A 12,235-nucleotide genomic window follows, 5' to 3' on the forward strand; every position below is an offset into this window, starting at 1 on the left:
TGGAGCTGCCCCGGATCCGGTCCGAGCGGCCCGCGTTCGAGCTGCACTACCCGCATCTCGTCGAGCGCCTGCACGCGGAAGGGCACATCACGCTCTCCGGGCGCGCGCTGTCGGATCCCCATGCCACCCCGGCTCCCTCGGAGCAACTCGCGGATGCCGTCGAAGGCAAGCGCGGCGACGACGAGAGCAGCGGCTCCTCATCGGCCTGACCGGAGAACGGCGTCTCCCAGAGCCCGGCAGAACATCTCGACTTCGTCGACGGTGTTGTAGTAGTGCACCGAGACACGGACCACTTCCGCCAGTCCCCGGGCCTCCATGTCCCACCGGGTCGACGGGGCCCGGGACACGCTGACGTTGATCCCGCGTTCCGCCATCGTCGCCTTCACCGCATCCGCCGGTAGCGCATCGACGGTGCAGGACACGATGCCGCACCGTTGAGCCCCGATGTCACGGACGCGCACACCAGGCAGCTCCGAGAGCCGGTCCCGAAGATCCTCGGCGAGGCCGGTGACGCGGGCGCGAATCGCGTCGATGCCCCAGCCGAGCGCGTAGTCGATGGCCGTTCCCAGGCCGATCTTCGCCGCGTAGTTGCACTCCCAGGACTCGAACCGGCGGGCGTCGTCCCGCATCCGGTAGCCGGTCCGGCTGACCCAGGTCGCGGCGTGCAGGTCCAGCATCGGTGGCCGCAATTCGGACAGCCGCGCTGCGCGGACGTAGAGCAGGCCCGTTCCGCGTGGTCCGCGCAGGTACTTCCGCCCGGTCAGCGACAGCATGTCGCACCCGATCTCGTTCACATCGAGCGGGAGCTGGCCGGCCGACTGGCACGCGTCCAGCAAATACAGGACCCCGGCCTCGCGCGCCACCCGCCCCACTTCGACGGCCGGGTTGACCAGACCGCCATTGGTGGGAACGTGGGTCAGCGACACCAGGCGCACCCGTTCGTCGATCATCTCGCGCAGGTGCGCGACGGAAAGCTGCCCGGACTCATCGTTGGGCACGACGTCAATCCGGACTCCGTACCTCTCGGCCACCTGCAGGTAGGCGATGAAGTTGCTGGCGTACTCGGCCTCGCTGGTCAGGATGCGGTCACCGTGCCGGAACGGGATCGAGTAGAACGCCAGGTCCCACGCCCGGGTGGCGCTGTCGACCACCGCGATCTCGGCTGTTGAACAGCCGAGCAGGCGCGCGGCCGAGTGGTACACGCCGTCCACGGCCTCCGCGGCCGCAGCGGCCGCCTCGTAACCGCCGATGCGGGCCTCGAGCTGCAGGTGACCGATCACGCTGTCCAGAACCGGTTGCGGCATCAAGGAGGCGCCGGCGTTGTTGAGGTGAACCACGGTCTCGCACCCCGGCGTCTCCTTCCGGGCCGTGTCGATGTCGAATGCGAGTGTGCTCATACCGCCTCCTCACCCTGCCGCGGCAGGGGAGCCGACACCGGTGCCGCGGCGTGCTCGACCAGCCGGAGGAATGAGCGTGCCCGTTCCTGGGCGGGCCGGGTGAAGAAGGCGTCCGGCGCCGCCTCCTCGACGATGACGCCTCCATCCATGAAAACGATGCGGTCGGCGACCTCACGCGCGAAGTGGGTTTCGTGGGTGACGATCACCATCGTCATCCCCTCCCCGGCCAGCTCCTGGATGACGTCGAGGACCTCGGCGTGCAGTTCCGGGTCGAGGGCCGAGGTGGGCTCGTCGAACAGCACCACCTCCGGCTCCATGGCCAGAGCCCTGGCGATCGCCACCCGCTGCTTCTGCCCGCCGGACAGTCGTGACGGGTATTCGTCGCGCTTGTCCGCGAGCCCGACCCGGGCCAGCAACCGCTCCCCCAGTGCGACCGCCTCGGCCGCAGGCAGCCGGCGGACCTGGCGCGGGCCCTCGATGACATTGCCCAGGGCCGTCATGTGCGGGAACAGGTTGAACTGCTGGAACACCATTCCGGTTCGCCGCCGTGCGCGCTGCGCCAACCGGCGGGCGGACCGATCCCGTGGTCCACCGCAGTCGAACGCGCAGTCGCAGATCCGCACCCGGCCCGCGTCCGGTTCCTCCAACAGGTTCATACATCGAACGAGCGTCGTCTTGCCCGAACCGGAGGGGCCCATGAGCACGACCACTTCGCCCCGTTCCACGGACAGATCCACCCCTCGGAGCACGTCCACCTCGCCGAACTTCTTGCGGACGCCGGTGATCTCGATGGTCGGTTCGCTCATCGTCAGTACGCCCTTCCCAACCGCTTTTCCAGCATGCCCTGCCCGACGGACAGGACGGTGTTGATCAGCCAGTACATGGCTCCGGCGAGGAGAAACGCCTCCATGTACCGGAAACTCGCGTTGCCCACGCTTTCCGCGACCCGGGTCAGCTCCACCACCGTCACCGCCGAGGCCAGGGAGGTGTCTTTCATGAGAGCGATGAAGCGACCTCCCACCGCCGGTGTCGCGATCCGGATCGCCTGCGGGAACACGATCCGGCGGAAGGTCCGCCCGTACGGCATGCCGATCGAGGACGCGGCCTCCCACTGTCCTTTGTCGACACCGAGGATTCCGCCGCGGAAGTTCTCGCTCAGGTAGGCGGCCGAGAACAGTGTCAGCGCCAGGATCGCCGACGGGATGGGTTCCAGCTGTACTCCCAGCTGCGGCAGGCCGAAGTAGATCACCATGATCTGGATCAGCAGCGGCGTACCCCGGAAGACCGAGACGTAGGTGATCGCCACGGCTCGCAGTACCCGGATGCGGGAGATCCGGGCCAATGCGATCAGAGCACCGAGGACCGACCCCAGGACGAACGAGGCCACGCCGAGCAGGATCGTGACCCCGAATCCGCGCAGCAGCATCGGAAAGGCATTTGTCAGTAGGTCCATGACTTCCTCCACACAGCGCAGGGGCGATGGCCTCAGTTGGTGGGCAGCGCCTTGAGTTCGGACGCCATGTCGAGCCCGCCGAGCCACTGCCGGGAAATGCGGGTCAACGTCCCATCGGCGATCATGTCGTTGATCGCGCGGTCGACCTCGCGTTTCAGCGCGGGTGAGTCCTTGCGGAAGGAGATGCCGTTGACCTCCGCCTCCAGCAACGGCCCCGCCGGCTTGACGGCCAGCCCGTTCTGGCTGGCCAAGTAGCTTCCCTGGAAGCGGGAAACCAGCATGGCGTCGGCATTGCCCCGGGACAGATCGGTGAGACCGAGCGTGGCGTTGTCGTAGGTCTTGACGCGGACGTCCGGGATCTTGTCGGTGGCGAACTTGTGCTGGGTGGTGCCGGCCGAGACCGCGACGGTCTTGCCGCGCAGATCGGCCAATGAGGTGATCGTGGTGTCCGAAGCCGGGACGAAGATCGAAATCCCGTTGACCTCGTACGGCGTGGAGAAGTCGACCTGCTGCTTGCGCTCGTCGGTGATGGTCTGGCCGGAGATCACCATGTCGAATCGGCCTGCCTTGATCCCCTCGATGAACGTCTGGAAGCTGGCCTGCACGAACTCGACCTTCCCGATTCCGAGGCGGCGAGCCAGCTCGTGGGCGACATCGACGTCGTATCCAGCAGGCGCACCGTTGGGGCCGACGAAGTTCCACGGTGGATTCGCCTGGGTCAGCGCGACCCGCAGGGTGCCGCTACCGCGCACGTTCTCCAGGACGTCACCTGAGGCCCGGTTCGAACATCCGAGCAAACCACCCGCGGACGCGAGCGCAACAGCGGACAGGATCGTTCTCCGGGACAGCTGGACCTGTGACCTTCGCATAACGTCTCCCTCACTCATGGGGACCGTGGCGGTGAGGTGTCATCGACAACCTCGTACCGCCGCTGCGTACATGCACGTCACTCGAGTGAGTGAAACTGTATGCCCCCATAGGGTATGCGTCAACGGACGATCACCCGGATGCGCCGGACGTAACCGAGCCGCAACAAGAGGCCACGGCCCGAAACCACGTGAACCCGAAAGAGAAAAGTAATACTAATAGTCTTAGTAAGCCGCCGGGCTGTCGGCTCAGATCGCGCGCGAGGGCCTGGAACCGAGACGAGGTACAGACCAGGCGCCGCACTTCGGAACGGCGCTCACGGCGAGGTCAAGCATCCGGAGCATCCCGGATTAAATGGACGTCGTGCGCTCGACTTCGGACGCGGCGGCGACTCCGCGGCCGGAGTGCAGCCCTAGCACGTTGATCAAGGCGATCGTCTCAGCGGCCGGACTGGCCGAGGAATGCGCCGCAAACGCCAGAGGACAACCGTCGGCGAGGTGTCCCCGCGCAGGCGCCAGCGCGATCGTTGCTGGCGAGCCAGGCGTCGAACCTCACGTCCCTGCAGCGGTCGCTTCGCGCCAGGCGGCCCCTGGCCGCCGCAGTGTCGTCGGACCACCGCCTCCAGGGGCGATTCCTTTTGCGCGGGGCGGCAGAGGCGGTCACAAGAACAGGTGGTGAACCTGTACGGCTGCGTCCGCGTTGCGGGCCTCGGCCGGTAGTGTCCCGTCACCCGCCGCTGACGTCGGCACCCCGCTCCTGCAGCCAGGCGAGCGGGTCCACTTTCTTGCCACTCGGCGACCACACTTCGAAGTGCAGGTGCGGTCCGGTCGAGATCCCCCGGTTGCCCACCTCGGCGATCACCTGGCCGCCCTGCACCCGCTGCCCCTCGCGCACGGAATAGCTGTTGATGTGGCCGTAGACCGTGATCGTTCCGTCATCGTGGCGGATCTTGACCCACAGCCCGAAGCCGCTCGCCGGTCCCGCGTCGATCACGACCCCGGCCATCGGCGCGCGGATCGGGGTGCCGATCTTGTTGGCGATGTCCAGGCCGTAATGGGTCGTCCCCCATCGGGGGCCGTAGTTCGACGTGATGACTCCGGTCACCGGCGGGTACACGCGGTTGCGCAGCTCTTCCTGCCGGGCCGCCTCTTGTCTCGCCGCCTCTTGCCTGGCCGCCTCGTCTCGAGCGGCCTGCGCCGCCTTGTCACGACGGGTCTGCTCGGCGTCGTCGAGCAGGGCGACCTCGTCAAGAGCCGAGCGCAGGGGAACCGGGGCAACGAGACGCTCGGCGGCGCCGGCCCCTCCGCCACCTACGCCAGTCGGTGCCAGGGTTTCCGCGTCGGCAGGCGCGGAGCCTCCGTTCGGCGCGGCCTGCGCCGCCGCGACCGCCGCTCCGGCGGCGAAGCCGGCCAACAGGACACTCGTTCTCAGGCTGTTCCGGACAACACGTTGCGCATGATGACGAGCCACGATGCGCCTCTCGGTCGGGGTCGGGGGCGTTCGTTGCCGGAACGTTATCACTATGCAGATTAGTAGAGAGGAGGAGGGGTACCGGAGGCTGCTCAGGTGCGCAGCCGCCGTCCGGCGAACACCGCCCCGATGATGAACAACAAGCCCGCCATGGGCCATCCCAGCAGCAGGTCCTGCATCCCGACGGTCGGCAACAGGGAGAAGTTGCCGAGGTGAGCTCCGATGTGCACGACAGCCATGACCACGCCGACAGCCATGAGTGCCCACCCGAAGGTTCGGCCGATGAGCCAGCGGCGGTATGCCGCCGTGTAGGCCACCTTGCTCGACTTGCTCACCTCCCGGCGAAGGTTCGCCTCCGTCGCCCGTTGCTGCTGGCGGCGCTTGCGCCCCCCGCTCGACATCTTCGGCATCCGGACTCCTCTCACCGCCTATCTCTACTAAGAATCCTAGTAGGATGGCCGGATCGTGCAGGAGGTGACTCCCATGCCGGATTGCCGATCCACACCCAACCCGCTTCGGTCCAGGTGCCGCCGCGGGGAATCGACCGTGATACTGGCCGCACTCGGCTTGCTCGCGGCAGCCTGCAGCGGAGGCGGCACGAACACGCCAGGAACCAGCGCCAGCACTTCCGCCGGACAGCCGTCGAGCGCCTCAGCAGGAACATCCGTCACAGTGACACTGACCGAGTTCGCGGTCGGGGTGCCGCAACGCGCCTTCGCGCCTGGAACGTACACGTTCACCGCACGCAATCAAGGGCAGACGATTCACGCGCTCGAAATCGTGGGCCCGGGCGGGCTCGACGAACGAACGACCACGTTCCGCGGAGGGCAGTCGGAGGATCTGACGGTAACGCTGCAACCTGGCAGCTATGAGCTCCTCTGCCCGGTGGGCAACCACCGGCAACAGGGCATGACAACCACGATCACGGTCGGTGGCGACAGTACGGCCGGCAGCTCTCCTCAACAGCCCACCGCAGGCGGCTACTGAGACGACGAGTCGGTTGTCATATACCCCCTACCCGTATATCCTGACGGTATGAGACGCATCGCCGCCCTGACTCCCGACACCGCGCCGCCGAAGTCGGCTGAACTGCTCGGCGGCATCATCGCCCGCCACGGGAGCGTAGGGGAAATGGTGTCCACCATGGCCCACTCGCCCGCGACCCTCCAGGGCTATCTGGATTTCTCGCGGGCGATGAAGCGTGCCGCCACGCCGCGGAAGGTGAGCGAGAAGATCTCTCTGGCGCTGCAGGAGTGGATCGGCTGCGGCACCTGCCTGGCGGCCCACGTCGATGCGGCCCGGTCGCTCGGCCTCTCCGAGACCGACATCGTCCTGGCTCGCCAGGGGACGTCGACCGACGCCAGGGAGACCGCGCTGATCGCCTTCGCGCTGGCCGTTCTCGCCGAACCGTCGTCGATCGGCGATGCGGACATCGAGCGGCTACGTGGGCACGGGTGGAGTGATCGCGTGATCACCGAGATCCCGGCGCTCGTCGCCCTCAACCAGCTGACCGGGACCTTCAACCTGGTCATCGGCCTGCAACCGGACGTCACCGCCCGGGCTTCCTAGGAAGCCAACCCCAGGCCTGGGCGATCGATCAAGCGTCGGAGGCGTCGGCACCGAGGCCCAGGGCGGCGAGGGCATCACGCCTGGTGATGGTCGTCCTGATCACGCCGATGAGCCCGGCGCGCTCGAGTTCACGCTGAACCGAACCGCGAATGGCGGTCAGGACCAGTCGACCACCGGCGCTCTCGGCGAGCTGTTTCAGCGCGACGAGGGCGTCGGCTCCCGCGGAGTCGCAGGATCGCAGTTCGGCCAGGTCGAGCACGGCGTGATGGCGACCGGCATCGACCTGAGCGAGAAGGCTGCTCAACAGAGTCGGCGCGGTGGCGTGGTCGAGGTGTCCCGTCAAGGCCAGAACAGCACCGTTGACCCCGGCGCGGCTCGCCGTGATCGTCAACGGTGGGATCATGGGCGACCTCCCCGGCCAGGATGCACACGCTGCCCGCAGCCTTGGCCCTGCAGTCGAGCACGGAGGCACGAGCGCCGAGCCTGGTCACCGAGCCGCCACGTACCGTTTGGGCTACCGGGTCTACCCGGCAACGACCGTGGATAAACGCCGTTCGTGAAGCGCGCTCAAAACTGGGCTTCACCCTGGACGAGTGCGGGAACTGCTCCACCTCGCAGACGATCGCTGCAGGCCAGACGCTCAGCTCAGCCGATGAGCTCGTAGCCGGCCTCGGTCACCGCGGCGGCGACCTTTTCCGCGGGGACGGGCTCCGCGCTGGTGATGGTGACCTTGCCCGAGGCCAGATCGACGTCCACGCTCTGCACCCCGTCGATCTCGCTGACCTCCTCGGTCACCGAGCTAACGCAGTGGCTGCAGGTCATGCCCTTGACGGTGTAGGTGGCTTCGGCCATCGAACTCTCCTCCTCGTTGATGACGATGCGACTGCTTCCGTTATACCCCTCAGGGGTAGGGTGTACCACACTGGGCTACTATCAAATTTAGTAGACGTTGTGGAGGACCGATGGCGAGCTTGCCGCGACCGCACCCGACACGAAGGACCGGCTACGCGCTCATCGTCCTGGGTGCCGCCGTCGCACTGGCGAACTGGCTCGTCGAGCAGACCGGCCTCCGGCACTTCCCGGACGGACATTCGCCGCTGTACGTCCTGGTCGGCCTGATCGTGGCGGGAATCGGCCTTCGCGTCATCTCGCTCACCGGCGAGGAATGACGGGTCTCAGCCCACGCCGAGCGGGCAGGCGACCAGAGCGACCGACAAGGTCAGCACCGCGCCAGTCAGGAACGGAAACGCAGCGGCAGTGATCCCTGCCGCCCCGCAGCTCATGAACCGCCGCAGCCCGCTGGACGGGAGGCTGCCTCCCTCGTCCAGACGCGCCAGCCGCACGGCCACTGCGTCACGCGCCATGGCCAGCGCACCGGTGGGGGCGCCGCAACCGGAGACACCGAGCAGCGCCTCACGCACGGCCCGCGGCCCGCACTCCCGGATGGCGACGACGTCGGCGGCGACCTCGACCAGTTGGCGGAGAGAATCGGGAGCCTGCCGGAACAGGGGCACGAACGGCAACGCGGCACGCAGCGCGTCCGCCAGGGCGATCAACTGGTGGTGCCGCCCGCTCAGGTGAGCCTGCTCGTGCAGCAGCACAGCAGCCACGGCATCGTCGCCCAGATGCCGGCGCAGCCCGTCCGTGGCGACGATCACGGCCCGTCGGCCGCTCATGCTGAAGGCCAAGGGAGTGTCGTGCGCCAGCCACAGCGTGGTCGGAGCCGTGCCGTCCGCCCGGCCCGCCAGCCGGAGTGCGGCCAGGTGCTCCCGGCGGGACCGAGCCCGCCGTCGGATGCCCCGGGCGCCGACGATGACCAGCCGGCAGGCGAGGGCCGCCAGCACGATCGAACCCAGCGCACCACCGAGCTCCTCGGCGGCCGGCGGCGATCCGTGCTGCAGGGCGTTCCAGCAGCTGTTCACGGCCGCGAGCAGCGGTCCGAACGAACCGTGGGTCGGCATCAGGAGGAGGACGACCCCCGCGGTGGCCGCCAGCGCCACCCCGAGCATCGACAACAGCCAGCACACGATCAGCAAGACCGGATCGCGCCTGCTCACGTCCAACGCCGCCAGCCGGCGCGGCAATAGCCAGCCCGCCGCGAGCGCGCCGGCCAGGAGGGACAGGGCGGCGATCACCGCCGGGGCGCCTTCCGGCGCAGGCCCTTGCGCAACACGTCGACTTCCTCAGCCGACACCGACTGCGCGAAGCGCAACAGCACTGCCTCCGGGTCTCCCGAGGAATCCAGGATGCCGCGCAACGCGCGAGCCGCCGCTTCCTCGCGACTGAGGGCCGGCTCGTAGAGATAGGCCTTGCCGTCCAGCTCACGCTCGACCCAGCCCTTGCGGTGCAGGTTGTCGAGCACGGTCATGACCGTCGTGTAGGCGAGCTGCCGGGGAGTGTCCAGCTGCTCCAGCACCTGCCGGACCTTGATCGGCTCCGCGGTTCGCCACAACACGTCCATGACCGCGGATTCGAGGTCACCCAGACCGAACATCCCCACCTCCTCGACGCCGCCATGCCCGACAGCAGCTCACCACAGGATATCGGTTCACACGCCCCGCCGGTTACCAGGACCAACGACGGCGGTTGCGATTTCCTACTACTTTGCCTAGTATCAACCGCGGTGATCGCGTTCTCGAAGCGCGTACCGCGTGCCCCGGTCCCCCTCCCGCGGGCACGCCGTGGATGCGGGGCGGTTCATTCCCGCCCCGCATCCATTTCTCCCTGGTCAGACCTTCACCGGCTCCGCCGCGAGCCGCCGGTCACGGTCCAGCAGCCGGAGGCCGAGAGCACAGGCCGCTCCCAGCAGCGCCAGGGCCAGCCAGGGCAGTTCCGGCCATCCGGCCGTCCGCGCGAGGTCGAACACCGTGCCTGTGAACAGGTTCCCCAGCAGGATCCCGAACCCGACGATCGTGTTGTAGAAACCGTAGTGGGTCGCGACGAGGCGCTCACCGGACAGCCTCACCACGGTGTCCATCTCGAACGGGAAGACGGCCACGGTGCCCAGCGCGACCAGTGCCGCGGCGATCACGAGGGCGACCGCGCCGGCGACAGAACCGGCACGAGCGGCGGCGAGCGGCGCCACGAACCCGAGCGCCATCAGTGACAGCCCGATGACCAGGCAGGTCCCCGGCGACCATCGCGCCTTGAACCAGCCGGTGATCTTCAACTGCCCCACGAGGGCCAGGACTCCGGACACCGCGAACAACCCGGCGACGAGCGCGTCACTCGCCGTGGCCGAGCCCGCGACCCTCCTGGCTTCCATCGGCAGCGCGAGGTACGTCTGAAAGGACAGCACATATGACCCGATCATGACCAGCGAGAACAACACGAACGTCCGGTTCGCGGCGACACTCCGCCACTCACTGAGTACGGAGCGTCGCTCGCCGCTCTCAGCCTGTGCCTGGGCGGGTAGCGCGCGGAGTTGAACGACTGTCAGCAGGGCGAACACACCCGCGGCCACCAGGCAGGTCAGCCGGAAGTCGACCGTGGTCAGCGCCAGGCCCACGAGCGGACCGGCCAGAATCCCGCCTTGGTAGAAGACGTTGAAGACGGCGAAGGCCTCCAGACGCCGGGGCCCCGCGTCCGCGGCGAGGTAGGCCCGGACCGCCGGGTTGAACAGGGCACCGGCGAAGCCGGTGGCCGCGGAGGCGACGATCAGGCTGGGCAGCGAGTTGACCGCCGCGAGCAAGGCGAACCCGCCCGTGCGAAGCAGGCACCCGGCGACGATCAGCGGTTTGTACCCGAATCGATCGGCCAGCGTGCCGCCGACCAGGAACATGCCCTGCTGCGAGAAGTTGCGGACGCCGAGCACCAGACCCACCGCCCAGCCGGCCAGCCCGAGCGGACCGGACAGGTAGCTGGCGAGGTACGGCATCAGCATGTAGAAGCCCAGGTTGATGGTGAACTGGTTGACCATCAACAGTTGACTCGGCCGCCCGAAGGAGCGGAACTGCTGCGCCAGTTGCATCACTGAGAAGCTCCCGCGGCCTTCCCCGCCGTCGCTACGGCCGGGTCGATCACGGTCCGGCAGCGCGTCCACCGGTGAACCACGCGCTCGTCCGGGGTGGCGATCGTGTCCGGTTCCATCGCGGGCGGAGCGTCCAGCAAGCGGTGGCGGGCGCAGTAGTCGTCGTTGTACACAGTGTCGAAGTACCGTTGCGGCCCGTCCGGGAAGACAGCGGCCACGCGCACGTCGGGATCGTGGGTGCGGGCCACCCAGCTGGCCACGAGCGCGACGGCGCCGACGCTCCAGCCCCCACTGGCGTGATGCGTGGCGGCGAGTTGCCGGCAGGTCCATACCGCTTCGTGTGGTGCCACCCAGTGCACTTCGTCGAAGGCGTCGTAGTCGACGTTGCGGGGGTGAATGCTCGAGCCGAGGCCCCGCATGAGCCGCGAGGCGGCGGGCTGTCCGAAGATCGTCGAGCCGACGGTGTCGACGCCGATCAGCCGGACGTGGGGGAAGTGTCGCTGCAGGGCGCGGTAGGTCCCGGCGGAGTGCCCACCGGTGCCGACAGAGCACACGAGGATGTCGACGCGCCCGAGCTGCGCCGCGAGTTCGTCGGCCAGGCTCGTGTAGGCGGCGACGTTGTCCGGGTTGCTGTACTGGTCCGGGCACCAGGCGCCGCGCTGTTCCGCGAGCAGCTGCTCGACGCGTTGGCGGCGGGCCTGCTGCCACCCGCCTGCTGGGTGGGGCTCGGTCACCAGGTCGATCCGGGCACCGTAGGCGGCCAGCATGCGCTGGACGATCGGCTCCATCCCGGGGTCGGTCACCAGGGTGACCGGATGGTCATACACGATCCCAGCCAGGGCGAGGCCGAGCCCGAGGGTGCCGCTGGTCGACTCGACGATCGGTGCACCGTCGGCGAGCTCGCCGCGCTCCCGGGCCTTGCTCACCATGTGCAGGGCGGGCCGGTCCTTCATCCCGCCGGGATTGAAGCCTTCGAGCTTCGCCCAGAATCCGCGGCCAGAGCCGGCGACAGGGTCTTCGATCCACAGCACGGGGGTGTTCCCGACGGCCCGGGCCACCGAGTGGCAGTACGCGCCCGAGGCCTGGAGGCGCGCGGACGGCATTCGTTGCTTGGGCAGAACGTTCATCAAACCTTCGATCTCGTGCGAGGCGGGTGTGAGCAGGCTGCGCCCCGGACAAGGGCTGTCCGGCGGCTGAACAGCACTGCTCAGGTACGCGAAACGCTGAGATCGAGAAGGCGTTGACGTCCGGATCGGCCTGGCGGCGCCGGCTGCCTCGCGGCAGTGGCGGACGCATGGCGAGGCAGGTTCGCGGGCTCCGCGAACATGACCGCCGAATCGGCTTGCGCGCCGGGATCCTCTCGGACCTGAGGTCCGGCCGGTGCAGCTGTCGGATGGGCCGAGTGCTCGTGCTGGTCGCCACCGGGGTGTTCGTGCCCTTCGGTGACGTCACTTCGCTCGGCCACGAAGCCATGGTCGTCGGTGACGAGGCCGGACCCGGCCTCCGGAT

The 12,235-nt window shown here is 68.3% G+C and carries 15 protein-coding genes and 1 pseudogene; 4 read left to right on the forward strand and 12 right to left on the reverse strand.

The window, feature by feature from the left end:
* Positions 1–209, forward strand: a pseudogene (locus L2C96_RS40110) (cytochrome ubiquinol oxidase subunit I); the annotation flags it as partial.
* Here the strand turns inward: L2C96_RS40110 and L2C96_RS40115 are convergent.
* The 6 genes from L2C96_RS40115 to L2C96_RS40140 form a co-directional block, all read right to left on the reverse strand.
* Complete coding sequence (locus L2C96_RS40115; RefSeq protein WP_237339808.1) at positions 198–1,397, reverse strand: aminotransferase class V-fold PLP-dependent enzyme; 1,200 nt, start codon at positions 1,395–1,397, stop codon at positions 198–200. The pseudogene L2C96_RS40110 and the gene L2C96_RS40115 sit on opposite strands and share 12 nt — an antisense overlap.
* Entirely contained in the window at positions 1,394–2,203 is an 810-nt protein-coding gene (locus L2C96_RS40120; RefSeq protein WP_237339809.1) for an amino acid ABC transporter ATP-binding protein, read from the reverse strand. Before L2C96_RS40120 ends, L2C96_RS40115 begins: the two co-directional genes overlap by 4 nt.
* 2 nt (positions 2,204–2,205) lie before the next feature.
* Positions 2,206–2,850: an amino acid ABC transporter permease gene (locus L2C96_RS40125; RefSeq protein ID WP_237339810.1), complete on the reverse strand. Its 645-nt coding sequence runs from the start codon at positions 2,848–2,850 to the stop codon at positions 2,206–2,208.
* A 32-nt stretch (positions 2,851–2,882) separates the two neighbouring features.
* Positions 2,883–3,719, reverse strand: coding sequence for an ABC transporter substrate-binding protein (locus L2C96_RS40130; RefSeq protein WP_237339811.1), 837 nt, complete (start codon positions 3,717–3,719; stop codon positions 2,883–2,885).
* Between the two features lie 724 nt (positions 3,720–4,443).
* Positions 4,444–5,130: a M23 family metallopeptidase gene (locus tag L2C96_RS40135; RefSeq protein ID WP_308191233.1), complete on the reverse strand. Its 687-nt coding sequence runs from the start codon at positions 5,128–5,130 to the stop codon at positions 4,444–4,446.
* 149 nt (positions 5,131–5,279) lie between these two features.
* Entirely contained in the window at positions 5,280–5,597 is a 318-nt protein-coding gene (locus L2C96_RS40140) for a hypothetical protein (RefSeq protein WP_237339812.1), read from the reverse strand.
* 262 nt (positions 5,598–5,859) lie between these two features.
* On the opposite strand from L2C96_RS40140, the gene L2C96_RS40145 reads away from it, so the two are divergent.
* Both L2C96_RS40145 and L2C96_RS40150 read left to right on the forward strand, forming a co-directional pair.
* On the forward strand, positions 5,860–6,174 hold the full coding sequence (locus L2C96_RS40145; protein ID WP_237339813.1) for a cupredoxin domain-containing protein: 315 nt from the start codon (positions 5,860–5,862) through the stop codon (positions 6,172–6,174).
* Between the two features lie 48 nt (positions 6,175–6,222).
* The gene (locus tag L2C96_RS40150; protein WP_237339814.1) at positions 6,223–6,756 is read left to right on the forward strand and encodes a carboxymuconolactone decarboxylase family protein; all 534 of its coding nucleotides are present in this window, start codon (positions 6,223–6,225) and stop codon (positions 6,754–6,756) included.
* Between the two features lie 28 nt (positions 6,757–6,784).
* On the opposite strand, the gene L2C96_RS40155 is transcribed toward L2C96_RS40150, so the two are convergent.
* A complete protein-coding gene (locus L2C96_RS40155) occupies positions 6,785–7,147 on the reverse strand; it encodes an STAS domain-containing protein (protein ID WP_237339815.1) in 363 nt (120 codons plus the stop codon).
* A gap of 254 nt (positions 7,148–7,401) precedes the next feature.
* Entirely contained in the window at positions 7,402–7,608 is a 207-nt protein-coding gene (locus L2C96_RS40160) for a heavy-metal-associated domain-containing protein (RefSeq protein WP_237339816.1), read from the reverse strand.
* 110 nt (positions 7,609–7,718) lie between these two features.
* On the opposite strand from L2C96_RS40160, the gene L2C96_RS40165 reads away from it, so the two are divergent.
* A complete protein-coding gene (locus L2C96_RS40165; RefSeq protein ID WP_237339817.1) occupies positions 7,719–7,925 on the forward strand; it encodes a hypothetical protein in 207 nt (68 codons plus the stop codon).
* A gap of 6 nt (positions 7,926–7,931) precedes the next feature.
* Here L2C96_RS40165 and L2C96_RS40170 read toward each other — a convergent pair whose 3' ends face one another.
* The 4 genes from L2C96_RS40170 to L2C96_RS40185 form a co-directional block, all read right to left on the reverse strand.
* On the reverse strand, positions 7,932–8,891 hold the full coding sequence (locus L2C96_RS40170) for a M56 family metallopeptidase (protein WP_237339818.1): 960 nt from the start codon (positions 8,889–8,891) through the stop codon (positions 7,932–7,934).
* Positions 8,888–9,250: a BlaI/MecI/CopY family transcriptional regulator gene (locus L2C96_RS40175; RefSeq protein ID WP_237339819.1), complete on the reverse strand. Its 363-nt coding sequence runs from the start codon at positions 9,248–9,250 to the stop codon at positions 8,888–8,890. The genes L2C96_RS40170 and L2C96_RS40175 overlap by 4 nt, the downstream gene beginning before the upstream one ends.
* Positions 9,251–9,484: 234 nt before the next feature.
* Positions 9,485–10,726 (reverse strand): MFS transporter, encoded by a 1,242-nt coding sequence (locus L2C96_RS40180; RefSeq protein WP_237339820.1) that lies wholly within the window; start codon positions 10,724–10,726, stop codon positions 9,485–9,487.
* On the reverse strand, positions 10,726–11,829 hold the full coding sequence (locus L2C96_RS40185; RefSeq protein WP_237339846.1) for a PLP-dependent cysteine synthase family protein: 1,104 nt from the start codon (positions 11,827–11,829) through the stop codon (positions 10,726–10,728). The genes L2C96_RS40180 and L2C96_RS40185 overlap by 1 nt, the downstream gene beginning before the upstream one ends.
* Positions 11,830–12,235: the final 406 nt, after the last annotated feature.

Origin of the sequence: Amycolatopsis tucumanensis, assembly GCF_021654135.1 — a bacterium.
Lineage (GTDB): Bacteria > Actinomycetota > Actinomycetes > Mycobacteriales > Pseudonocardiaceae > Amycolatopsis_E > Amycolatopsis_E tucumanensis.

Excerpts from the sequence above, each read along its gene's own strand:
- L2C96_RS40180 (WP_237339820.1), bottom strand. The coding sequence starts at position 10,726 with ATGCAACTGGCGCAGCAGTTCCGCTCCTTCGGGCGGCCGAGTCAACTG.
- L2C96_RS40175 (WP_237339819.1), bottom strand. The coding sequence starts at position 9,250 with ATGTTCGGTCTGGGTGACCTCGAATCCGCGGTCATGGACGTGTTGTGG.
- L2C96_RS40140 (WP_237339812.1), bottom strand. The coding sequence starts at position 5,597 with ATGCCGAAGATGTCGAGCGGGGGGCGCAAGCGCCGCCAGCAGCAACGG.
- L2C96_RS40120 (WP_237339809.1), bottom strand. The coding sequence starts at position 2,203 with ATGAGCGAACCGACCATCGAGATCACCGGCGTCCGCAAGAAGTTCGGC.
- L2C96_RS40115 (WP_237339808.1), bottom strand. The coding sequence starts at position 1,397 with ATGAGCACACTCGCATTCGACATCGACACGGCCCGGAAGGAGACGCCG.
- L2C96_RS40160 (WP_237339816.1), bottom strand. The coding sequence starts at position 7,608 with ATGGCCGAAGCCACCTACACCGTCAAGGGCATGACCTGCAGCCACTGC.
- L2C96_RS40125 (WP_237339810.1), bottom strand. The coding sequence starts at position 2,850 with ATGGACCTACTGACAAATGCCTTTCCGATGCTGCTGCGCGGATTCGGG.
- L2C96_RS40150 (WP_237339814.1), top strand. The coding sequence starts at position 6,223 with ATGAGACGCATCGCCGCCCTGACTCCCGACACCGCGCCGCCGAAGTCG.
- L2C96_RS40165 (WP_237339817.1), top strand. The coding sequence starts at position 7,719 with ATGGCGAGCTTGCCGCGACCGCACCCGACACGAAGGACCGGCTACGCG.
- L2C96_RS40130 (WP_237339811.1), bottom strand. The coding sequence starts at position 3,719 with ATGCGAAGGTCACAGGTCCAGCTGTCCCGGAGAACGATCCTGTCCGCT.
- L2C96_RS40185 (WP_237339846.1), bottom strand. The coding sequence starts at position 11,829 with ATGCCGTCCGCGCGCCTCCAGGCCTCGGGCGCGTACTGCCACTCGGTG.